Origin of the sequence: Cytobacillus citreus, from assembly GCF_018343665.1 — a bacterium.
GTDB classification, from domain to species: Bacteria; Bacillota; Bacilli; order Bacillales; family Cytobacillaceae; genus Cytobacillus; species Cytobacillus citreus.
Genome location: NZ_JAGYPM010000005.1, coordinates 183,534 through 205,282, shown reverse-complemented (window position 1 = coordinate 205,282; position 21,749 = coordinate 183,534). Strand labels below are relative to the sequence as shown.

Genomic DNA, 21,749 nt, shown 5'->3' with positions numbered 1-21,749 from the left:
GCTAAAAAGGATAATGCTTTCATTGTATAGTTTTATCGATTGCGTGCTTTAATGATAAGACGACATTATTCCATGATAGCTTCAGCATATCCATTCTTCCTTGATGTCCCTTTTGGCTGCAAAGATTCTGATTTTCATAGGCTTCTCTCATTTTTATTCTTAAGTCATCTACCTTTGCTTCAGCCCAAATTTGCCCTTCCTCTTCATATAGATTTCGATAAATCTTTGAAATCGTGTTTTCACTATTCATACTGATTCCTGGATAACTTAGCTCATAATCAACTAAAAATGAATTATTTTCGTTAATAAAATCCATTTGACCTCCCCAACCAGTTGTGATGACTGGTATTCCACTTGAAAGAGCCTCCATAAATGGGATACCCACCCCCTCACCTCTAGTAGGCAAAACAAACACATTTCCCATTGTGTAAAAACCCCTAAACTGAATATCATCCAATATACCTGTTAAAAAAATTAGCGGAGCGGTTTCACTCGCAAATCCAAGCTTTTGTTTATACTTTTTTATCTTTCTCATTATCTGGTCCCTGCTGTCTCCATAAGTTTTTATCGCTAAAATGACATTGTCTCTTGCGGTAAATTCTTTCCAATAGGCTTCTAATAAAGATTCGGGATTCTTTCGATGCTGAAAATCAAACACAGAAACAAATACAAATCGTCCCTGAGCTTCTTTTAATAAAAACTTCTTATTTTCTGGCTTGTATTTGATCGTATCTACCCCATGTGGAGCTAAGTAAGCTGGAATCTTTACATCACTAGTTTTTATAGCATGAATATTTTGAGAGCAAGGGACACATACTGCATCGAACTTATTGATAATGGTTGGCCAGCACTTCGGTAACTTGGGTGTTTCCCACACAGTATTTAATATACGGCGGTCAAACCTTATATATTTTTTACCTGATTGAACATTTCCCGGTGGAGTGTGATAGATTAATATTTTTCTTTTTTTTTCGTCATACCCTTTCTTGATTAACTGATGTAATTTTTCCTTTTCGAAGCAATCATTCTCAATAAAAGGAAAGTTCCATGAATATGTCTCAATTTTCACATCAACACCTAATTGATCTAATGCTAAAGCATATCCTCTGCTCGCAGTGCCATATCCCGTGGCATCCATTACAGGACCTCTCCAAACAACTTGATAATCACTCAGGAAGAATCCCCCTTTCTTTCACAGTGCTCCTCAACTTCATCCCATGTCATTAATAAGCGAATGATATCATCTTCATTCAATTCCACACCTTGTTGTACTTCAATAAATTCAAGATCAGAATGTGCTTTAATGGCATGTTTTGCTCCTATAGGAATGATTAGAACGTCCCCAGGTTTTACAGGCTGAATGCCACCATCTAAAACAAATTCACCTTCACCCTTGATGATGGTCCATACTTCATTTCTTTTATGGTGCATCTGGTAGCTTAAATTCTTCCCCATTTTTACACAGATCCGTTTTGTTAATATCTCAGTGCCATCTTCGTTTTTATTAAAATCTAAAACACGATACCAGCCCCAGCGCCGTTCTTCATACATTGGTCTTTGATCTAGGTCTGTGATTAATTCCTTAATTCGAGGGCTGGCAGCTTTATCCGTTACTAGAATGCCATCTGCACTGACAGCCACAACAGCATTAGGAACCCCTAGTACAGCAACTGGAATGTCCAGTTCATTAATTAGGTGTGTATTAGTTGAATCTTTACTCAAAGTCCCTTTGCCTATTAAGTTAGTTGACATTTCTTCTGTTAACGTATTCCATGTCCCAAGATCTTTCCAATATCCACCATACGGAAAAACAACAATGTTATTCGCTTTTTCTACTACCTCATAATCGAAACTTATTTTGGGGAGCAATTTGTATTCCTGTTGAAGCTGTTCAAAGTGAATAGGCAACCCTTTTTTTTCTAATAAATTAATTAAATAACCCAATTTAAATGCAAAAACACCGCAATTCCATAAAGCATCTTCTGTAATTAACTGAGCTGCTTCCTGCTCTGTAGGTTTTTCTTTAAACCTTTTTACCTTGTAAAATCTTTGATTAGAATGGATTGATTCTGGGATAATATAACCATATTTTGCAGAATGATAAGTTGGCTTTACACCAATTAATGACAAGTCCGCATGACTTTCCTCTACAACCTTCTTAAGCTCTTTAATATGTTCAAAAAAGTGAATTTCTACAAATGGATCTACTGGGCAAACGACAACCACTTCATTTAGAGAAACTTTCCGAACCGAATAAAGATAAGCTGAAGCTAATGCAATTGCAGGAAATGTATCTCTGCGCTCAGGCTCAATAATAAACGGTACATCCTCACCTAACTGGCTTTGAATCACATCTATTTGTGCCTTACTCGTTGCTACAATCGAGTCTTTACCTAAGTCTGCCATTTGCAATTGTTCCCATACACGCTGGACCATCGATACTCGTTCGCCTTTTTCATTTTTCAATACCTTTAAAAACTGCTTAGACCGAGAATCATTCGATAACGGCCACAGTCGCTTGCCTGATCCTCCTGATAAAAGAATTAATTTCATAATCGGTTAAGCTCCTTGTTTCTCATTGTTCCATAAACCATCGCTGTTCCTGCCTGTAACTTATTTTATGAAGTGTATGCTTCTTCTGTTAAAGTACAAGTTTAGTTGAAACTAAACCATTGACAGGTGAAGGGGGCATCACTAGCCGAGATTTCGACTTAGAGATGCCCCCCTTAGCATAAGGGCAAAAAGCGAATAGAAGTATCAATTAAGAGGAAAAAGCGAACAAAGGTATTAATCAAACGATTGATTAAGAGGAAAAGGCGAACAGAGGTATTAATCAAACGTTTGATTAAGAGGAAAAGGCGAACAAAGGTATTAGTCAAACGTTTGATTAATTTGACATGCTATAAAGATTTGGATAAAATGAATGAAAGTCAGTCATTGTTTTCGAGAGGAAGTGGATCATGAATAAAAAAGAAAAAATCGTTCATGCAGCCATTGAGGTTTTTAAGGAAAAAGGCATTGAAAAGGCGAAGATTTCGGATATTGTGAAATTGGCTGGAATTGCGCAAGGAACCTTCTATTTATATTTTCCGTCTAAATTGTCTGTTATGCCGGCAATAGCAGAAGTAATGGTTGAAAAAGCAATGGCATCTGTAAAAGCCCAAGTAGATGAAGATGCATCTTTTTCAACACAGCTTTCACAGGTTGTTGACGCCATTTTTTCTTTTACTAGTGATTATCGGGAAATTCAGGCTCTTGTATATGCAGGACTTGCTTCAACTGAGCATATAAAAGAATGGGAAACCGTTTATCAACCTTTTTATTCGTGGATCAGCCAGTTTTTACAAGAAGCAAAGACTTCAGGAGTTATTCGTCATTCCATTAATGTTGAACGCACTTCTAAGCTATTCATAGGTCTCGTTGAATCAGCGGCAGAGCAAATATATTTATATGATTCCAAGCAAGATGGGAATGCGAATACTCAAAAATTAGAAGTGTTGGATTTTTTAAAGCATGGACTTGGGATTCGAGAATAAGAGCCTTTATTAAGGAGAAAAATGAAAATTATGATTCGACCTGCTTAGAAAGGCTTCTTTAAGTAGGTCGACTTATTTTCATTAAAAAATGAATGAAAGTCAGTCATCTTAGAGGAGGATATAAATGAAAAATAATGCGTGGTTTTATGTATTTCTTACATGTTTTTTTGAGTTAGTTTGGCTGTATGGATTTAATGTAGCGAATAGCTGGTGGCATTGGGTGATTATTATCGGATTTATCCTTATTGATTTTCACTTTCTTCCTAAAGCATGTGAAAACCTTCCTACTGGAACGGTATATGCTGTTTTTGCTGGAGTGGGTACGATCGGAACAGTGCTAATGGATGTATTCCTATTCGGTGAAAGCTTTAGCATGGGGAAAGTTTTGTTTATAGTCATTTTAATTGTTGGCGTAATTGGGTTAAATATTGCAGATAACAAAGAAGAAAAGGAGGCCGTTTAATATGGGCTGGTTATTTGTTTTTATTGCTGCTGCTAGTGAAATTGCTGGTGCGATTGGTTTGAAATTGTACAGTCAGCAAAAAACACTAAAAAATGGCCTTCTATATTTAGGTGGATTTGGTGCATCGTTTGTTTTTTTATATGCATCCTTCAATTATTTGCAGGTCAGTATCGCCTATGCAGTTTGGATTGGAATCGGTACAGCAGGTGCGGTTATATTAAACATGCTTCTTTTGGGTGAATCCAAAAGCAGGGGTCGAATTGTCAGTGTAGCATTAATTATTATTGGTGTAGTAGGTTTGAAGGCTTTGTCATAAGGGATAAGGGGAGGGACAAGCTTCCTGTCCCTCTGTCCCGCTACTCTTATCCTGGAATGGGATGGGTGGATTGATTTGAATTGATCTTCACGGTTTGAAATGATATTTCTTTTAATTTTTCATTATCGATTTCATAACCTATGCCTAATCCAGATGGAACCTGTATGTAACCATTATTCATTGTGATTTCAGGTTTAACTATATCTTCTTCCCAATAATGAGAAGAAGGGGCTGTATCACCAGGTAGAGTGAAATTAGCTAGAGTTGTCATATGAATATTATGAGCACGGGCTATGCCAGTTTCAAGCATCCCTCCACACCATACTGGAATATTATGCTCTTTACATAAATTATGAATTCTAATGGATTCTTGCAGGCCTCCAACCCGACCAATTTTAATGTTTATAATTCGACAGCTCCCAAGCTCGATTGCCTTTAGAGCATCTTCGTAACTATGAATGCTTTCATCAAGACAAATGGGTGTAGACATATTTTTTTGTAGAATAGCATGATCAATAATATCATCATAAGCCAAAGGCTGTTCGATCATCATAAGGTTGTATTTATCTAACTTTTTGAGGTGTTCCATATGCTCTAACGTATAGGCGGAGTTAGCATCCGCCATAAGGGGAATATTGGAAAATTCTTTGCGAACAGCATCGATATATTCTATATCAGCCCCCGGGGCAATTTTTACTTTAATTTTTTTAAAACCTTCATCCACATATTTCCTGACTTTTTCAACTAATTGGCTGGGTGATTCCTGAATACCAATACTTTTTCCTACGGCAATCTCTTTCTTTTCTCCTCCAAGAACCTCCGATAATGACTTTTCATTTTTTTTAGCAAAAGCATCCCACACAGCAGTTTCCAGGGCTGCTTTTGCTATCTGATTTCTCCGAACAAAAGAGAGCATTTCATGTATTTCTTTTGGGTGGGAGATTTCTCTTTGGATAATTCTCGGTATCAAGAAATCTTTTAACATATAAACGGCTGTATAGGTTGTTTCTTCATTATAATAGGGTTCGTTACTTGAAACAGTTTCTCCCCAGCCTGAGATACCAGATTCATCAATAACTTCAACTATACAAACATCTTTCGTTTGCATTGTGCCAAAACTTGTAGTAAAAGGTGCCTTCAAAGATACCCTAATATTGTGCAGCACAACTTCTTTTATATAAATGGTTTTCATATTAACGCTCCTTTTTACTATGTAAAATCACAATTTCAGTTAATATTTTTACTCCGTTTAACAAAGAATCCTTATTAAATGTCATGTTCGGATGATGGAGTCCGGGTTTTAGATCGCATCCTAGCCCCACCATGGTTGCTTTTAAATGAGGCTTTTTAATGGTGTAGAAATGGAAATCATCCCCACCTGGTGTAATAAGGGGCGGTGCCAATTTTTCTTCACCTAAACGATTGATGATTGCCTGTTTGGCGATTTCTAAAGCTTCTTCCCTGACCTCAGCTGCAGCAATTCCATAATCATTCGTTATTACGATCTCAGTATTAAAGAGTTCGTTAGAAGATTGTAAAATTTCGATTACTCGATGTCTTAGCTTTTCCATAATTGCATTTGTCTGGGCACGTAAGTCAATAGCCAATGAAGCACTGCCAGGTATGATATTTGTATTTTTTCCCCCTGATAAGAATCTAGTTGCTTTGATTGTGTGTGCCACGTTAGGATCTAGATGAATGGTATTGAAAGAATTAAGGATGGAGTTTCCGATTTCAATTGCATTATGAGTTAAATGAGGACGAGCACCATGTGCATCTTCACCTCTGATTTCAAATTCCATTGAGCCTGTTGCACCATGCATAATAGCAGGAGTTGCATAGCCATCTGGAGCTTCTTGGATAGGTCTTAAATGAATACCATATAGATAATCGACATTATCAACAATCCCTTTATCTACCAACTTCAATGCTCCTGCTCCAACTTCTTCTGCCGGCTGGAAGATAAACCTTACACCTATTTTGTCTTTAAGGCTCTTATCCTCTTGAATACTCCAAAGAACTCCTAAAACCATCGTCATATGTGCATCGTGTCCGCATGAGTGGTTAGCCTGCAATTCACCGTTTACTTCTTGCCAGAGTGCATCCATGTCTCCCCGAATCGCAATGATGGGTACATCCCCGGAAAAATTTCCATAATCCCCTATAACTCCTGTGCAATCTTCAAATGTTCTTACTAAGCATCCGGCTTGTTCTAGGTGTCTTTTAATATATTCTGTTGTATTAGTCTCTTTCCAGCTTAGTTCTGGATGGGAATGCAAATAATCAAATGCTTCAAAAATTTTCTCTCTCAGATCCGTTACCATTTTTATCACCTTTCATTGGATATAGTACTTGTTAGTAGGATTGACAAAATCTAATTTTTCTACTTTTTGGGCTATATGGAGCAGAAGAGCGTTTAGAACAGAAAAGGTTACTGGCCCTTTTTCCAATAAAGATTTTTGAGACGTATTTATTGTTAAAACAAGATCTCCATACTCCACAATAGGTGAGATCTGTGAATCCGTTATGACAATAACATTATTCTCATTCAATTTTGCCTCTTTTGCTAATCTAATTGATTCTAAGGCATATCGATAATACGAAAAAATTACGACTGAATGCTCATACCCCTTTTTAGTAATTCCAACATCTGTTTCAGGGCGGTACAAAGCTGTGTTATCTAGAAGATTATTTAGAAGGTATGCAAACCAATGTGCGTAAGCGAAAGATTGGTAGTATCCCACTATTTTTACCGAACGAGCAGCAACAATCTGATCAACAATTTTTCTGGCTATATCCCAATCAATGTTTTTAGCGACATGATTGATCGTGCCTTCATCAATGCTCATGACATTTTCAAATGAATCAGATGTAAGGGGAGAATACTCCTTACCTGCCGGCTGGATAGTTAACAATCGGTATTGAACATCTTTTTGTAATTCAGAAAAACCGTTGTATCCAATAGCTTTACAAAAGCGGATAACCATGGTCTCGCTTACATCAATAAGAGAAGCTACTTTTTTCGCTGGATGTGTAGCAAATAACACTGGATTGGAAAGTAATGATTCACCTACTTTTTTTAATCCTTTCGTTAAACTATCATATCGGTTTTTTGTTTTTTCGATATAAGACATGTCTCAACTCCAAAATAAAGTTTTTAATTTATTGTTGTTAAAATAAAGTTTATGATTTATTATGGATAAAGTCAATGAATATTAAGAAAATTCTAACGGAGGTGCATAAAATGGAAAAAGCAAATGAAAAGAAGAGGGTAAAATGGGGGATTCCTGATGCCTATGTTATTTTATTTGCTATTTTGGTCCTGATGGCGATTCTGACTTATCTTATACCAGCAGGTGAATTCACAAGAGAAGAGGTAGACGGTATTACAATGGTAGTACCAGATAGCTATCAGCAGATAGATTCATCGCCTGCCGGTCTTTTAGATATATTTCTTGCTATACAAGAAGGGATGATAAGTTCGGCTCCGTTGATTTTCCTTGTATTAATCATCGGCGGATCGTTTGCGGTTATCGAATCGACAGGTGCTATCGATGCAATGATTTTAAAAACGATAGAAAAAACAAAAAATAAAGAAATACTCTTGATAACAGTTGTGTGTATACTTTTTTCAGCCTTTGGTGCACTTGGGATTATTGTTAATGCTGTAATTGCCTTTATACCAATTGGAATTATTTTAGCTCGGTCCATGAAGATGGATGCAATAGTGGGTGTATCAATTATATATCTTGGAGCATATGCAGGATTTAATACCGCGTTCCTTGATCCACTTACAACAGGTACGGCACAGCAAATTGCCCAGTTGCCCTTATTTTCAGGTATTGGGTATCGAATTGTAATTTATATCACAATCTTAATTACAACGATTGCCTACATTGCTTATTATGCAAATAAAATAAAAAATGATCCTTCAAAAAGTGTATTAGGCAATACTCCATTCCCTAAAATTGAAGAGAAAAATCAGTTAAATAATCAAGTTGTTCTCACAAGTGTACATAAACTTGTGCTGCTCTGGTTGGTAGTTGGAATCGGAATATATGTGTTTGGTGTTTTCCAGTACAAGTGGGCATTAAATGAAATGGCTGCAATATTCTTGATTATTGCAGTGGGAACAGCAATTATTGCAAAATTATCCCCCAACCGACTAGTCCAAGAATTCTTTAATGGGGCTAAGGGATTAGTATATGGTGCATTAATTATTGGGATGGCGCGTTCCATTGTTGTTGTTTTAGAAGATGGAAAGATCTTGGATACAATTGTTCAGGGAATGGTGGGTCTTATGACACCTTTTACAAGTGTGATGGGTGCATTGGTCATGTTTGTTGCTAATTTATTGTTTAATATCTTAGTATCTTCTGGAAGTGGTCAGGCTGTAATTGTAATGCCAATCATGACTCCATTGGCAGACATTATGGAGATTCCAAGACAAGTGGCCGTACAAGCATACAAAATGGGAGATGGATTTACAAATGTAATAACACCTACTTCAGGGATATTGATGGCAACTCTAGCAATTGCAGGTGTTTCCTGGGTAAAGTGGATCCGCTTTGTTTTCCCATTACTATTGATTTGGAGTATCCTAGGAGCAATATTCCTTATCATCGGTGTTTTAATGGACTGGGGACCATTTTAAACTCTGGGACAAGGGGACAGGTCCCATGTCCCGCCTAAGGTGACGATTTCCATAGGATTCCTTTCCTACTAGAACAGAATACATCTTGTTAAGATACTATTTTTCTATTATCACATAATGGTAAAATATAGCTAAAATGACTTTTAAGATGTATTTCGTTCAAATGTAAGGAGGAGCTACTATTATTCCCTTTTTAATTCGATTTTTCCTTTATATAAGTTTATGGGTTGGATTGATTATATCTCCTGAACAATTAGCTAATAAGGAATTATCCTTGTTATTATTGCTTTGTGCAAGTTCGATTATTCTCTTTTTTCTAATTCCAATCTATAAAGCTAGTTTTATTATCTTTTCTTCGATGCTCTCCCTTGTATTTTTTTCTATTATTTTTGTGGACATAATGAGTTTGTACTATGGAGAATTGCTCTATCTATACATAGCTATAGAAGCGGCATTTTTTGTTCAACGACATTCTTTTTACATCATACTAGGTGTATATACGATTTTTTCAGTTATCACTCTCTTAATTCATGATAGCTTGACAATTGCATCGGTTCTGGCAGTTGGCTTCATGAGTGCCCTTCTTTATTTGTTATGGAGAAAGATTGGAGAGCGCGCGGAATTACTTTTTGTACATAATGAGGTTGTTTTAGAATATCGACAGCTTAAGAGGAAGGTTCTTGAAAATGAAAGTATAGCTCGATTGGAAGAACGGACTCGGATATCGCGTGAGATTCATGATTCTGTTGGTCATAAATTAACAGCGGTGCTAATGCAGCTTGAAATGATGTCAATGGAAGTTAATGATCCGCGGTTGGTAACCATTAAGAAAGAGGTACGAGATAGTTTAGAAGAAATTAGACTAGCTGTTCGTACATTGAAACAAGACGAAGCGGCAGGACTTACTTCCGTCCTTCAGCTTGTTCGAAAGCTTGAAACAGAGAGTCATATTTCTATTAACTTCACAACGAAACATGGCATTTTGTCTGCAAAGCTATCAAATGTTCAAAGTATTGTTTTATACCGTGTGCTTCAAGAAGCACTTACGAATGCAATGCGTTATGCTGCTTCACGTGAGGTCATTGTTACTCTTGGAAGAACAGCTGTTGGTCATTTTCATATAAATATTCAAAATCGCATTAATAACGCTCAACCTTTTCAGCCGGGGTTTGGCTTGCAAAATATGCGAGAGCGGCTAGAGGGAATTGGGGGTAGCGTGCAGGCATATCAAACGGAGGGGTATTTTATTGTTGATGCATCTTTTCCATTGAAGGGAGATGGCCTATAAATGAAAAGAATTCTGCTAGTTGAAGATCAGGTAATTGTTCGTCAAGGGATAAAAATGATGATTGAGCAAGAAAAAAGTTTACAGGTAGTGGCAGAAGCAGGAGATGGAATGGAAGCTATATCGAAAATGGAACTTCATGCTATTGACTGTGTTGTGATGGATATACGGATGCCGGTTATGAATGGAATCGAAGCTGCACGCATCATGAAACAGAGATGGCCTCATGTAAAAATTTTAATGCTGACAACCTTTAATGATGATGAGTATGCCCTCCAGTCATTAAAAGATGGAGTCAATGGATTTTTGTTAAAAACGGCGGAGCGTGAGGAATTGATTAAGGCCATTTTAAGCTGCATGGATGGAGGTATGCCACTAGATCGAGAGGTAACTGCAAAGGTTATGCCGCGATTACTTTTGCAAAAAAAGAAGGAAGCGACGGATATTCCTTTAACACCTAGAGAGTTAGCGATAGCCCGATGTGTCGGTAATGGGATGACGAATAAGGAAATTGCAGATGAATTGCATTTATCGATTGGAACAGTAAAAAATCATATTACCGCCATTTTACAAAAACTTGAATTGCGTGACCGAACACAGCTGGCAATCTTTGCAGTGAAGAATGATTTATCTGAATAAGATACTGACGGAATGATTAAATGGAAGTTTGTATATCGTTTATTTAGGAAGAGTCTTTTGAAGTATTTTACTTTGGAGGGCTTTTTTTAGTGGCAATGACAACCTTTTGTCAGGGGTGGAATCGGAAAAGGTCATAAAGTCAGTTCATGAGATCGCTTCAAGCTTAAAAAAGAGAAAAAGCGGTCTCATAGAGAGTTCATGAGACCACCATAAGCTTAAAAAAGAGAAAAAGCGGTCTCATAGAGAGTTCATGAGACCACGACAAGCTATAAAAAGAGAAAAAACGGTCTCATAGAGAGCTCATGAGACCACGACAAGCTATAAAAAGAGAAAAAGCGGTCTCATAGAGAGTTCATGAGACTACGACAAGCTATAAAAAGAGAAAAAACGGTCTCATAGAGAGTTCATGAGACCACGACAAGCTATAAAAAGAGAAGAAACGGTCTCATAGAGAGTTCATGAGACCACGACAAGCTATAAAAAGAGAAAAAGCGGTCTCATAGAGAGCTCATGAGACCACCACAAGCTGAAAAAATGAGAAAAAGCGGTCTCATAGAGGGATAATGAAACCATTTTTATAGAGAAATCAGAATCAAGTGGTCTCCTAAAGCACTCCACTCACTCTCTTTTACATATTGCTCATAAAGCTCGCTTAAATAATGATGACTGAGGTCATGGTTAGGAGAATCATTTTGTGACGGAGGTGAGTGGGAAGGGGAATGCCAGTAGAATAATATGAAGTTAATGAAAGGGGGAATAACAATGCTTGAAGCGATTGATATAACAAAACAATTTAAGAAAAAGAAAGTTGTTGATGGGCTGAACATGTATATAGAGAGTGGGGAGACGGTTGGGCTATTAGGTCCGAACGGGGCAGGAAAGTCGACGACCATTTCGATGATTTCATCGCTCGTACCTCCAACTTCTGGTGATGTGCGGTTTCGTAAGCAAAGTATTTTGAAGAATCCCCAGGAGCTTCGCCGCGTGCTTGGAGTCGTGCCACAGGAAATTGCTTTATACAATGATTTAAGCGCAAAAGAAAATTTGCTTTTTTTCGGTCGAATTCATCAAATGTCAGGTAAACAACTTCAGAAAAAAGTAGATGAAGTGCTGGAGTTAATTGGTCTTTCTGAACAAAAGAAGGTGATAACGAAGCATTTTTCTGGAGGAATGAAGCGCAGATTAAATATTGGTGCGAGCTTAATGCATGACCCTGAAATGATCATTATGGATGAACCAACGGTAGGGATCGACCCACAGTCTCGTAATCATATTTTAGAAACAGTGAAGCGCTTAAATCAAGAGATGGGGATGTCTATTCTGTATACAAGTCACTATATGGAAGAGGTCGAATTCATTTGTGATCGAATTTATATTATGGATCAAGGTCGGATTATTGCAGTAGGAACAAAGGATGAAATCAAAAGCATTCTATCTGCGGAAAAAACACTAACTATTAAAGTAGAACAGCCAAATGAAAAATTTATCCAAAGTATCAGGCAGGAAGGTCTCGTGAAGGAAGTACAAAGCTCTGGAAATATGATTACTATTGTCATTCCTAAAGAAGTAAACTTGTTTGCACGTCTTTTTCAATTAGCAGAAGGGACGGAAACGACGATCCAGTCCATTGAGGCACAAACCCCAACGCTTGAAGATGTATTTTTACATCTTACGGGTCGGGCGTTAAGGAATTAGGAGGGGATTGTTGTGTTTAATGCTTTCTTAAAAAAGCAGTTACTCGTTTTTATTCGAAACCCTGAGGTGATCATTCTTCAACTCGTCATGCCTATTGTGCTTATTACGATTTTGGGGTTTGCATTAGGAGGATTGTTTGAGGGAGAGAAGTCTCCAATTGAAGCAAAGGTAGCTTATGTTTCTCAAGGAAACGAAGAGGATGACATAGAGGAATTTAAAACCTTCCTGCAAAAAAGTCGGCTAGATCCTGAAGCCATCGCAGCGATTGAAGGACAAATTAAAACGTTGCTGCCATTAAAAATATTAAGAGAAGACGTTTTTGAAAATGATAAATTGAAAGAATTTGTTCATGTTAAGGAAGTTGAACCTGAAAAATTGACTAAGTTAAAGAAGAATAAAGACTATGCAGTGATCATTGAAGTGCCGGAGAAGTTCACTTATCATTTTCTAATGTCTGTCTTTTTTCCATCTGAGCAGACATCTGAAAAACCTGAATTGAAGCTTTATCAAAATGAAGATCGAGAGCTTGCCTCCCAATTGGTTGCCGATATAATAGAGGATTTCCAACATCAATATACACTTCAAACAGCTTTAGCCAAAATAGGTATACCGATGAATCCAGAAATGAAGCAACCAGCTGAATCTGAGGTATCCATTCAGAGTATATCTGCTGTTAAATCTGTTTCAGCCATTGCTTATTACACAATTGGTATTAGTATGATGTTCGTTCTCTATGTTGCATCTATGGCCGGAACATTTGCATTTGCAGAGAAAGAATCAAATGTTTATACACGAATTATCCTTTCAAGAGCATCTAGAACCTCTTATTTAATGGGTACATTTATATCAGCTATTATCATTGCTTTTATCCAGTTATTGATCCTATTTGGGTTTTCATTTATTGCATACGGTGTAAAATGGGATGACTTATCCAGTTTCTTGGCCATTACGATTTGTATTGCTATAGCGGTTGGAGGCTTCGCAACTCTTGTCACAACATTAAATTATCGTTTTCATTCTCAAACCTTTTCAAATTTCTTTTCATCTATTGGCGTAACCATTTTTGCTTTATTGGGCGGAACCTTCGTCCCTGTCAAAGGTATGTCTGAAACAGTTGCAGAAATTGGAAAATTAACACCGGATGGCGCAGCAATGAATGCATATTTAAACATATATCAAGGCTATGGAATTGAAACAGTGATTCCTCAGCTAGTGACGCTCTGCATCTATGGAATGATGTTAGCTGTTATTGGTGTGTCCATTTTCCCGAAAGAGGTGAGACAGTAATGGGTGGTTTATTACTAGCAAAAATGCAGAGGTTTCTTCGTAAACCATGGACCTTTATCGTCATGGTGCTCTTTACGCTCGTATTTGCATATTTTATGGGTGGAAACAATGGAACACAAACCATTCCAATTGCTGCGGAAGGTGAAAATGAACTCTCGTCTTCATTGCTAGAGCAATTAAACACTTCAGATGAACTTGTTTTTCAGTCTGTTACTGAGGAGGAGCTGCTGAAGCAGGTGCAAGGGAATGAAGTGGACGCAGGGATTCTCCTAAATAACGATGGTTATCGAATTCTTTATACGGTAGAATCACCCAATGTCTCTTTGATCGAACAGAAGCTTACCCAAACAGTAGCAGAACAAAATGAAAGACAACATCTTCTTGGTATTGGAGAGGAAAATGGATTATCGGAAAAACAGGTGGATCAACTATTGATACAAGTGGAAGAAGAACCACTATTTCAAATTGGGATGGAAACCTTCCATGGAGGGGAATCCGTTGTTATTGATAGTCGATTACAAGGGATTTTCGGCTTATCACTATTTTTCGTCATCTATACGATTTCGACCGTGGTTGCTGAATTATTTGAGGAAAGACAAATGGGAATCCGTGACCGGCTTATTCTATCCCCAGTTCGAAAATGGGAAATGTATAGTGCAAATTTAATTTACAGCTTTGTCCTAGGTTATCTACAAATTGCTCTCATTTTTCTTGTATTCCGTTTTGCAGCAAAGGTTGATTTTTATGGAGGATTTGGAGAAACCTTTGTTGCTCTCATTCCTTATGTGTTTGCGATTGTTGCTCTATCTATGTTTATTACTGGTTTTGTGAAAAGCATTCGCCAGTTTAATGCGCTTATTCCGCTCATTTCGGTTAGTCTAGCCATGCTAGGTGGAGCTTACTGGCCACTTGAAATTGTCTCTTCACCTTTCCTACTTGCATTATCAAATATTTCGCCTATTTCCTATGGGATGGAAATTTTAAAGGGTGTTACAATTTATCAGCTGCCATTTTCTGAGCTGTTATTTCCAATAAGCATGCTGCTTCTAATCGGTGTGGTTTTAATGGGATTGGGGATTAACGGAATGGAGCGGCGCTGAAGCTTAAACATGTTGAAAAGTCTGTTCCGCATAATTTGCTGGAATGGACTTTTTTTGCTTGTCTAAATTAATATACGTTATTGGTAAATTATCAATTTTCAAACTATAATAGAATTATTCGCCAGACAAGGAGATCATGATGCAGATTCATATAAAGTCACCAACCAATATACAAGAGCTTGCTAGTTTTTTAGAAAGAATAAATCGTTTACCTGAAAGTCATATTGGCTATTGTGGAGTGGAGAAGGATGAAATCTGCGATACGTTGATGAATGATTTTTCTGATATAGAAATTGATCAATCTTTTGCTGTTGCCTGTCTGGGAGAAGATATGGTGGGCGCTCTAGGATTAGATATTGATTTAGAAGATAAAAGCGCTGAGGTGTGGGGGCCATTCATAATAGCAGATCAGCTTAGAGTCGAGATAGAGAAGGTACTTTGGGATAAGTTAATTAGTAGACTAGAAAATCAAGTTACTCGTTTTTTCTTCTTTCTGAACAAGAAAAATGAGAAAGGGAGACAATTTGTAAAACGGCTTGGAGGAAATGAAAAGGGGAAGCATCTTATCCTAAAGGCATACCGCTATCAAATGAAGCACGAGGATAATAGTGAAATTGAACATTTTAGCTCATCCTATTGGAATTCCTTTAGGAAACTCCATGAAGACTCGTTTCCTCAAACCTATTATTCTGATCAAGATATAATCAATCGATTGAATGAAAAAAATAAACTGCTTTTAATGAAAGCTGATGATCAAAGCATTAAAGGATATGTTTACGTAGAAGCAGAGCCAGAGCATAAAGAAGGTGCAATCGAATTTATCGCTGTAGCAGACGAACATCGCAATCAAGGAACGAGCAATTCAGCTATATAAAGCAGCAGGCTTTGTTGTGGAACATGAACTTAGCCATTATGAGGTAAAGATAGAATAATAGGTTAAATGCGGAGGGGTTGTTTTGTCTACAATCGATTTACAGAAAAAAAGCGTCAAAATTGTTTTAGAAAAGAAGAATATTGCAACGGTGACTGCTAGAGTTGGCCTAGTACTAGATATTACCGGATCTATGCGGACTTTGTATAAAAATGGGACTGTCCAGAAGGTAGTAGAACGAATACTGGCCATTGCTTCACAGTTTGATGATGATGGCATGCTGGATGTCTGGGTGTATGATCATGAGTTTTCAAGATTAAAGCCTGTTACGGAAAGAGACTTCGATGGTTATGTAAATCGAATCATATTAAACAATGACTTAATTCATAAATTTGGGAGAAATGATGAACCTCTTGTTATGAAAGACTTATTAAAAAAATACATTGAGGAGGACCCAAGTTCAGATCCAGCCTATATCGTTTTTATTAATGATGGAGGATGCAAGAAAACGATTAAACCCATTATTGAAAGCTCGGCAAAATATCCAGTGTTCTGGCAGTTTGTAGGAATTGGAAATGGAAACTTTGACTTTCTTAAGACGCTAGATTCAATGGAAGGCCGTATTGTAGACAATGCCAACTTCCTGCATATAGAAGACATTGAGAGAATTTCAGACAATCAGCTTTATAATTCGCTGTTAGATGAATTTCCGAGCTGGCTTAAGGAAGCGCAGGAGAAGGGGATTTTAGTAGATAGAAAGGTGGCACAGCAATCTGTTCAACCGGAAAGGAAAGGTTTTTGGAATAGGTTGTTAAATAGATAATTCCAGGCTTTATTCGCGAAAAATAAGCATTTGGCTGATAAAGCATAGAACTTGGTTGATATAGGTTGTACTCATAAACATTGGCTTTTTTCAAAATCTAATTTTAAAAGGAAAGAGGGATATTTTCTTGGCAGTAAAAGGTATCAATCATTTTTTATTTTCTGTTTCCAATCTAGAAAAGTCTATCAAATTTTATACAAATGTATTTGATGCAAGGCTGTTAGTTAAAGGAATGAGCACGGCTTATTTTGATCTCAATGGTTTATGGCTTGCCTTGAATGTGGAAAAGGACATTCCTCGTAACGAAATAACTCAATCCTATACACATATTGCTTTTTCAATTGATGAAAAGGATTACGATGAGATGTATGACAAACTAAGAAAATTAAACGTTAATATTCTTTCAGGACGTCTAAGAGATGAAAAAGATAAGAAATCCATTTATTTTACCGATCCTGATGGACATAAATTTGAATTTCATACGGGTACTTTGCAGGATCGCTTAGATTATTATAAACATGAAAAGAGTCATATGGAGTTTTTCTAAAAAAAGCGCTTTAGGATGATGTGTATGGACAAGGATCTTTTGAATGCTGTCGAAGAAGCGATTGAATATATGAAAAATCATTTAGAAGCAGATATTACATCTGAGGATCTAGCTGCTAAGTATGGCTACAGTACCTATCATTTCTTGAGAGCTTTTAAGGAAGTGACAGGCGTAACTCCTAGGCATTTTTTGTCGGCATTAAGAATTGAAGCTAGTAAGCAAATGTTAACAAAACCCTCTAACTCGATCCTTAAATCCTTGTTAAGTATTGGTTATAAAAGTATAGGCTCCTATAGCTCTAGATTTAAACAATATGTAGGGCAATCTCCAACGAAATTCAAGTTAGAATACGAGACTCTATATCAATTTATTAATCACTACAAAGATAAGAATAGTTATCAAACTATAACGACTTCATCTTCATTGATTACTTGTCATATTAAGACGCCTCCAACGTTTAAAGGCTTGGTATTTGTAGGACTGTTTCCCCGTCCTATCCCAGACCAAAAGCCAGTTATAGGTACAGTACTGCATAATGAGGGGGCATGTACATTTGATCATGTTCCTAAAGGTACGTACTTCATTTTAGCTGCAGCAATACATTGGAGTGCAAATCCCAAGGATTATTTCATACTCGAGAAATCATTACGTGGAATATTCGATCAGCCGATTGAGGTTTGGGACGACACAAATGCTGAAGTTGATATATTCCTAAGAGATCCAACACCATTTGATCCGCCTATATTAATTAATTTACCTATGCTTCTTTTTGATAGAGACAAAAAGTAAGCAATCTGAGAGAAATAATGTGTGAATCCCTACGATAAAATAGAGCTTAAATAAGGAGGAGATGTCATGTTAAATAAAGTTTGTGTGCTTACCGTACGTGTTCCAAAGCTGCAGGAATCCGTTGATTTTTATTCAAATGTATTAGGTTTCAAGGTTTCAAAGTATTATGGTGCTAAAATTGTCAGTCTAGAGCATGATGAAATACCAATTGTGTTAGAGGAAAGTGAAGATGCTTATCACAATCCGAAACAGAATGTGTTGCTAGGTTTAATATCAAAAGACCTTGATAAGGATATTAGCCATTTAAAATCAAAAGGAGTAAAAATTTTGTTTGATGAGGCAAGACCATGCCCGCCTGGCCGCTACAATATTATTGAGGACCCTGCTGGAAATCAGATTGAAATAGTAGAATTCTCAAATTAGAGAGTCGTTTTTGATGCAAATTCATCATCAAACATATATAAAGGTCAATCCAGAAAAGGTTTATCAAACACTCACAACCGCAGAAGGATGGAATGCTTGGTTTACAGATCATACAGTCTTATACTTGAATGAAAATGGGGAAGGGAAAATAACCTTTCGCTGGTCTAATTATGGTGCGAAGAAGGAGAATATCGAAGACGGCGGAGATATTTTGACGGCCATTCAAAATAAATTATTTGTTTTTCAATGGTCTCCAGGCGATGGCAAAACCACGGTTAAATTTGAATTAAAGCCTGTTAAGGAAGGAACGCTTTTGTTATTGGAAGAGACAGGATACACAGCTTCCAATAAAGATTTATCTGTTTGTATAGGATGTGCAGCAGGATGGGGAGAAGCGTTGACTTTGTTGAAAATGTATCTTGAATATGGAATTGTCTGTAAAGACGATTATAGATTTTAATGGTTATCCTTTAAGGAGGACATAGCAAAATGGTATATGAGGTGACATTCCAGATTCGAGTAGGTGATATTGAAAAGGGTCAAAAATGGTATCAAAAGCTGTTAAATAGAGAGCCAGATTTCATTCCGCATGATGGCTTTGCAGAATGGGAGCTGATTCCTGGTTGCTGGCTGCAAGTGGCTGAAGGGACTCCTTTAGTGGGAAGCGGGCCGATCCGACTCGGTGTAAATAGTATCGAAAAAGAAAGAGAAAGATTAATGAAAGAATTAAAAGTTGAGTTCTTTAACATATTCGAAAGAGATGGTGTTCCTGCAAAATGGGGGACATTTCATGATCCGTGGGGAAACCAGGTAGGTTTTTTCGAGTATTTGGATGAAAATGAAAAGCTTGAAAGGATTCAATCGATTCTTGGGTAATTCGTAAGGCATTTGATTAGTTGTTTTGGGAATAAGGATGTAGCTGCATAAACAAAAAACATTCTTTAAAATAGCGCCTGCTCCTAAGAAAAGCTAAGAGGAGCAGACGCTATTTTTATCTAAGCTTGATTAGTAATAAAATCATCTTCACTTTCCCCATAAAAGTACAGCCGGTGCAATGGTCTCGTCATGGCTACATAGAGAAGCTTAATATCCAGTTCAGAGTCGCGGGAAAATGTTTCTTCCAGAGATACGATCATAACGGCATCGAATTCTAACCCTTTTGCTAAAAACGAAGGCACGATGACAATTTCATCCTTCGGGATCTTTTCTTGTTCTTCAAGCAACTTAACTGGCATCTGGGAGTGTTCTTTAAATAGAGAAAAAAGAAGCTGGCAATCTTTCATTGTTTTTCCGATAACCGCGAAGGTTTTGAAATTCTCCTGTTTTAAAAGGGAAACTTGCTCCTCGATTTGCCTAACAAGTTCAAGATCGTTTTTCCTCATAATAAATCTTGGTCTTTCCCCATGTCTCACAACGGGTTCTACCTTTGGAAAAGAATAGGGAAGCAGTTTCAATAGCTCATTTGCTTTTTCCATGATTTCAACCGTTGTACGATAGCTCTTTTGCAGTTCGGTATAGGTAGCACGCGGGAAAATTTCTTCCAAAACTTCATTCCAAGATGTTAATCCCCTATATGAATGGATCCCTTGGGCGAGGTCGCCAACAAGTGTAAACATATCTGTATCAAGTGCTTTCTTAAGAGATATCAGCTCCATAAAGCTGTAATCCTGTGCTTCATCAATGACAATATTCTTCGCTTTGATCTCTTTTGGAATGCCAAATAGGTGTACCTGCAAATAGAGCATGAGTGCGAGGTCTTCTCTTTCATATTTCTTTTTCGAGAAAAGGGCTTGGCTATACTGGCATAGAGTCTCTGCTTCCTGCTCTGTAAGCTTGCCTTCAGCAAATTGACAAAGCATGGCGGGATCGTTGAAAAGCTCATGATAATATTGGATAAGCGTCTTCTTAGGAAATTGTCTCATATAGGAAGGGACCGCAGTTCGAATTGCTTTTTTGATTTCGTTTAGACGCAGAGCCTTCTTATCAAGTGCGTCGGAAACATATTGCCTTCGTTTCTCTGGATCTTTTCCACCATAGAGCGCACGTTCAATCCGTTCATCATAAAAGGTTTCAATTTTTTTGATGATGTTTTGTTTCTTTTTGGCCACATCATTTTGAAGAATCGCTTTCAATTTTTCCAATCTTTTAAAAAGAGGAAGATAGTTATAGTCATTTTTAAAAAGATGAATAAACTTCTTATAGCTGAATAGCCGGAACTTATCTACCATAAAGTCTTCTGATGGATAGAAGGTTTTATAAATGCTTCTAATATAGTTCGATAAAATAAGATGAAAAACGGGAGAACCCTTAGTCGATGAAATCCAAGCAGAAATCTGACTATCCTTGCTTTCAGGCTCTTCCAGCAGTCGAACTAGTTTATTATCAGGCTTGAGGTTAAGTTTTATGCCAAGACATGCTTGAACATATTCCTGATAAGTTGTTTGGCGGACCCTCTCAACCCCAAGCTCTGGCAGTGCCTCGGAGATATAGTCAATAAAGAGCCTGCTTGGTGCTAGAATCATAAGCTGTTCTGGGGCAAAGTTTTCCTTGTATTGATAAATGAAATAGCTAATTCTGTGAAGGGCGATCGTTGTTTTTCCGCTTCCGGCAGCCCCTTGAACAATGATGGGCTTGTTTAAATCAGCCCGGATAATTCGATTTTGCTCTTCTTGAATGGTTGAGATGATTTCTGTAAGCCGATTACTTGAGCTTTTTGAGAGTGACTCTTGGAGCAGTTCATCTGTTGTCGTTAAATCAATGTCTCGAATTTCATCAAGTTCACCATTTTCGATCATAAATTGCCTTTTTAGAGTTAAATACCCGTTAAAGCTTTCCTCGTAGGATTCGTAATGAACCTCCCCAAGCCTGCCCTCATAATAGAGATTCGCAATCGGCGATCTCCAATCGACAATTATTTGTTCTTGATTTTCCCTCGAGTATAGAGAAGTTTTCCCTATGTATAATTGTTCCGTCTCTTTTTGATTCTCCTGCAAAAAATCAATCCGGGCAAAGTAAGGTTTAACTCTAGCATTTTTTAAGCTTTTTAATTCATCTTTAGACATTTCAAAAAATCTTGCATTTGTGAGTAGAGCGGAATAGCTTGTGCTGGAATCCAGCCAATCGACGTCATGGAATGCCTCGCGCATATTTTCTTGGAATTGATCTTTACTTGATTCAGATGTTTTAATCACAACATCTAAATATCTTTTCGTAAATTCTAATCGTTGAATTTCTTGTTGAAAATCGGGGTGCTGTTGTTGAGTTGACACATCCATCTTCCTTCCATTTCCATTTTTCAGCCGCAATGGGGAAGTACATAGA

22 protein-coding genes are annotated in these 21,749 nt (G+C 37.3%); 16 read left to right on the top strand and 6 right to left on the bottom strand.

All coding sequences use genetic code 11. The features are described from left to right. Nucleotides 1-19: 19 nt before the first annotated feature. Entirely contained in the window at nucleotides 20-1,138 is a 1,119-nt protein-coding gene (locus KHA94_RS21350; RefSeq protein ID WP_213104142.1) for a glycosyltransferase, read from the bottom strand. Between the two features lie 32 nt (nucleotides 1,139-1,170). After that, nucleotides 1,171-2,553: a sugar phosphate nucleotidyltransferase gene (locus KHA94_RS21345; RefSeq protein ID WP_213104141.1), complete on the bottom strand. Its 1,383-nt coding sequence runs from the start codon at nucleotides 2,551-2,553 to the stop codon at nucleotides 1,171-1,173. Nucleotides 2,554-2,957: 404 nt separating this feature from the next. Here KHA94_RS21345 and KHA94_RS21340 point away from each other — a divergent pair, with 404 nt between their 5' ends. The 3 genes from KHA94_RS21340 to KHA94_RS21330 all read left to right on the top strand — a co-directional run bounded on the left by KHA94_RS21340 (nucleotide 2,958) and on the right by KHA94_RS21330 (nucleotide 4,315). Continuing rightward, entirely contained in the window at nucleotides 2,958-3,536 is a 579-nt protein-coding gene (locus tag KHA94_RS21340; protein ID WP_213104195.1) for a TetR/AcrR family transcriptional regulator, read from the top strand. A 124-nt stretch (nucleotides 3,537-3,660) separates the two neighbouring features. After that, the gene (locus KHA94_RS21335) at nucleotides 3,661-3,999 is read left to right on the top strand and encodes a DMT family transporter (RefSeq protein ID WP_213104140.1); all 339 of its coding nucleotides are present in this window, start codon (nucleotides 3,661-3,663) and stop codon (nucleotides 3,997-3,999) included. Nucleotide 4,000: 1 nt separating this feature from the next. Continuing rightward, nucleotides 4,001-4,315, top strand: coding sequence for a DMT family transporter (locus KHA94_RS21330; protein WP_213104139.1), 315 nt, complete (start codon nucleotides 4,001-4,003; stop codon nucleotides 4,313-4,315). 46 nt (nucleotides 4,316-4,361) lie between these two features. On the opposite strand, the gene menC is transcribed toward KHA94_RS21330, so the two are convergent. From menC to KHA94_RS21315, 3 genes are read right to left on the bottom strand one after another with little or no spacing between them, the layout of a single operon-like run. Further along, complete coding sequence (menC, locus tag KHA94_RS21325) at nucleotides 4,362-5,507, bottom strand: o-succinylbenzoate synthase (RefSeq protein ID WP_213104138.1); 1,146 nt, start codon at nucleotides 5,505-5,507, stop codon at nucleotides 4,362-4,364. Nucleotide 5,508: 1 nt separating this feature from the next. Further along, a complete protein-coding gene (locus KHA94_RS21320; RefSeq protein ID WP_213104137.1) occupies nucleotides 5,509-6,639 on the bottom strand; it encodes a M20 peptidase aminoacylase family protein in 1,131 nt (376 codons plus the stop codon). A gap of 12 nt (nucleotides 6,640-6,651) precedes the next feature. Next, nucleotides 6,652-7,449, bottom strand: a complete 798-nt coding sequence (locus KHA94_RS21315) for a MurR/RpiR family transcriptional regulator (RefSeq protein WP_213104136.1) — start codon at nucleotides 7,447-7,449, stop codon at nucleotides 6,652-6,654. A gap of 110 nt (nucleotides 7,450-7,559) precedes the next feature. On the opposite strand from KHA94_RS21315, the gene KHA94_RS21310 reads away from it, so the two are divergent. From KHA94_RS21310 to KHA94_RS21250, 13 genes are all read left to right on the top strand, one after another. Beyond that, the gene (locus KHA94_RS21310) at nucleotides 7,560-8,969 is read left to right on the top strand and encodes a YfcC family protein (RefSeq protein WP_213104135.1); all 1,410 of its coding nucleotides are present in this window, start codon (nucleotides 7,560-7,562) and stop codon (nucleotides 8,967-8,969) included. A 400-nt stretch (nucleotides 8,970-9,369) separates the two neighbouring features. Further along, a complete protein-coding gene (locus KHA94_RS21305) occupies nucleotides 9,370-10,257 on the top strand; it encodes a sensor histidine kinase (RefSeq protein ID WP_213104134.1) in 888 nt (295 codons plus the stop codon). Beyond that, nucleotides 10,258-10,893 (top strand): response regulator transcription factor, encoded by a 636-nt coding sequence (locus KHA94_RS21300; RefSeq protein WP_213104133.1) that lies wholly within the window; start codon nucleotides 10,258-10,260, stop codon nucleotides 10,891-10,893. It abuts the gene before it with no gap. A gap of 762 nt (nucleotides 10,894-11,655) precedes the next feature. Further along, a complete protein-coding gene (locus tag KHA94_RS21295) occupies nucleotides 11,656-12,588 on the top strand; it encodes an ABC transporter ATP-binding protein (protein ID WP_213104132.1) in 933 nt (310 codons plus the stop codon). 12 nt (nucleotides 12,589-12,600) lie between these two features. Continuing rightward, nucleotides 12,601-13,875: an ABC transporter permease gene (locus tag KHA94_RS21290; RefSeq protein WP_213104131.1), complete on the top strand. Its 1,275-nt coding sequence runs from the start codon at nucleotides 12,601-12,603 to the stop codon at nucleotides 13,873-13,875. Further along, on the top strand, nucleotides 13,875-14,975 hold the full coding sequence (locus KHA94_RS21285; protein ID WP_213104130.1) for an ABC transporter permease: 1,101 nt from the start codon (nucleotides 13,875-13,877) through the stop codon (nucleotides 14,973-14,975). The genes KHA94_RS21290 and KHA94_RS21285 overlap by 1 nt, the downstream gene beginning before the upstream one ends. A gap of 136 nt (nucleotides 14,976-15,111) precedes the next feature. Continuing rightward, entirely contained in the window at nucleotides 15,112-15,849 is a 738-nt protein-coding gene (locus tag KHA94_RS21280; RefSeq protein WP_213104129.1) for a GNAT family N-acetyltransferase, read from the top strand. Nucleotides 15,850-15,931: 82 nt separating this feature from the next. Then, nucleotides 15,932-16,669, top strand: a complete 738-nt coding sequence (locus KHA94_RS21275) for a vWA domain-containing protein (RefSeq protein ID WP_213104128.1) — start codon at nucleotides 15,932-15,934, stop codon at nucleotides 16,667-16,669. A gap of 127 nt (nucleotides 16,670-16,796) precedes the next feature. Then, a complete protein-coding gene (gene fosM, locus KHA94_RS21270) occupies nucleotides 16,797-17,216 on the top strand; it encodes a FosM family fosfomycin resistance protein (RefSeq protein WP_213104127.1) in 420 nt (139 codons plus the stop codon). 24 nt (nucleotides 17,217-17,240) lie between these two features. Beyond that, nucleotides 17,241-18,005, top strand: a complete 765-nt coding sequence (locus tag KHA94_RS21265) for a helix-turn-helix transcriptional regulator (protein ID WP_213104126.1) — start codon at nucleotides 17,241-17,243, stop codon at nucleotides 18,003-18,005. 66 nt (nucleotides 18,006-18,071) lie between these two features. Further along, nucleotides 18,072-18,428 carry a VOC family protein gene (locus KHA94_RS21260; protein ID WP_213104125.1) on the top strand — a complete coding sequence of 119 codons (357 nt, stop codon included), beginning with the start codon at nucleotides 18,072-18,074 and terminating at the stop codon, nucleotides 18,426-18,428. Nucleotides 18,429-18,441: 13 nt separating this feature from the next. Further along, the gene (locus tag KHA94_RS21255) at nucleotides 18,442-18,888 is read left to right on the top strand and encodes an SRPBCC family protein (RefSeq protein WP_213104124.1); all 447 of its coding nucleotides are present in this window, start codon (nucleotides 18,442-18,444) and stop codon (nucleotides 18,886-18,888) included. Between the two features lie 29 nt (nucleotides 18,889-18,917). Then, complete coding sequence (locus tag KHA94_RS21250) at nucleotides 18,918-19,304, top strand: VOC family protein (protein WP_213104123.1); 387 nt, start codon at nucleotides 18,918-18,920, stop codon at nucleotides 19,302-19,304. A gap of 119 nt (nucleotides 19,305-19,423) precedes the next feature. Here KHA94_RS21250 and helD read toward each other — a convergent pair whose 3' ends face one another. Continuing rightward, a complete protein-coding gene (gene helD / locus KHA94_RS21245) occupies nucleotides 19,424-21,697 on the bottom strand; it encodes an RNA polymerase recycling motor HelD (protein WP_213104122.1) in 2,274 nt (757 codons plus the stop codon). Nucleotides 21,698-21,749: the final 52 nt, after the last annotated feature.

Excerpts from the sequence above, each read along its gene's own strand:
- KHA94_RS21295 (WP_213104132.1), top strand. The coding sequence starts at position 11,656 with ATGCTTGAAGCGATTGATATAACAAAACAATTTAAGAAAAAGAAAGTT.
- KHA94_RS21265 (WP_213104126.1), top strand. The coding sequence starts at position 17,241 with ATGGACAAGGATCTTTTGAATGCTGTCGAAGAAGCGATTGAATATATG.
- KHA94_RS21335 (WP_213104140.1), top strand. The coding sequence starts at position 3,661 with ATGAAAAATAATGCGTGGTTTTATGTATTTCTTACATGTTTTTTTGAG.
- KHA94_RS21345 (WP_213104141.1), bottom strand. The coding sequence starts at position 2,553 with ATGAAATTAATTCTTTTATCAGGAGGATCAGGCAAGCGACTGTGGCCG.
- KHA94_RS21305 (WP_213104134.1), top strand. The coding sequence starts at position 9,370 with ATGAGTTTGTACTATGGAGAATTGCTCTATCTATACATAGCTATAGAA.
- KHA94_RS21330 (WP_213104139.1), top strand. The coding sequence starts at position 4,001 with ATGGGCTGGTTATTTGTTTTTATTGCTGCTGCTAGTGAAATTGCTGGT.
- KHA94_RS21280 (WP_213104129.1), top strand. The coding sequence starts at position 15,112 with ATGATGCAGATTCATATAAAGTCACCAACCAATATACAAGAGCTTGCT.
- KHA94_RS21320 (WP_213104137.1), bottom strand. The coding sequence starts at position 6,639 with ATGGTAACGGATCTGAGAGAGAAAATTTTTGAAGCATTTGATTATTTG.
- KHA94_RS21260 (WP_213104125.1), top strand. The coding sequence starts at position 18,072 with ATGTTAAATAAAGTTTGTGTGCTTACCGTACGTGTTCCAAAGCTGCAG.
- KHA94_RS21350 (WP_213104142.1), bottom strand. The coding sequence starts at position 1,138 with ATGGATGCCACGGGATATGGCACTGCGAGCAGAGGATATGCTTTAGCA.
- menC (WP_213104138.1), bottom strand. The coding sequence starts at position 5,507 with ATGAAAACCATTTATATAAAAGAAGTTGTGCTGCACAATATTAGGGTA.
- KHA94_RS21310 (WP_213104135.1), top strand. The coding sequence starts at position 7,560 with ATGGAAAAAGCAAATGAAAAGAAGAGGGTAAAATGGGGGATTCCTGAT.
- KHA94_RS21255 (WP_213104124.1), top strand. The coding sequence starts at position 18,442 with ATGCAAATTCATCATCAAACATATATAAAGGTCAATCCAGAAAAGGTT.
- KHA94_RS21285 (WP_213104130.1), top strand. The coding sequence starts at position 13,875 with ATGGGTGGTTTATTACTAGCAAAAATGCAGAGGTTTCTTCGTAAACCA.
- KHA94_RS21315 (WP_213104136.1), bottom strand. The coding sequence starts at position 7,449 with ATGTCTTATATCGAAAAAACAAAAAACCGATATGATAGTTTAACGAAA.
- KHA94_RS21300 (WP_213104133.1), top strand. The coding sequence starts at position 10,258 with ATGAAAAGAATTCTGCTAGTTGAAGATCAGGTAATTGTTCGTCAAGGG.
- KHA94_RS21250 (WP_213104123.1), top strand. The coding sequence starts at position 18,918 with ATGGTATATGAGGTGACATTCCAGATTCGAGTAGGTGATATTGAAAAG.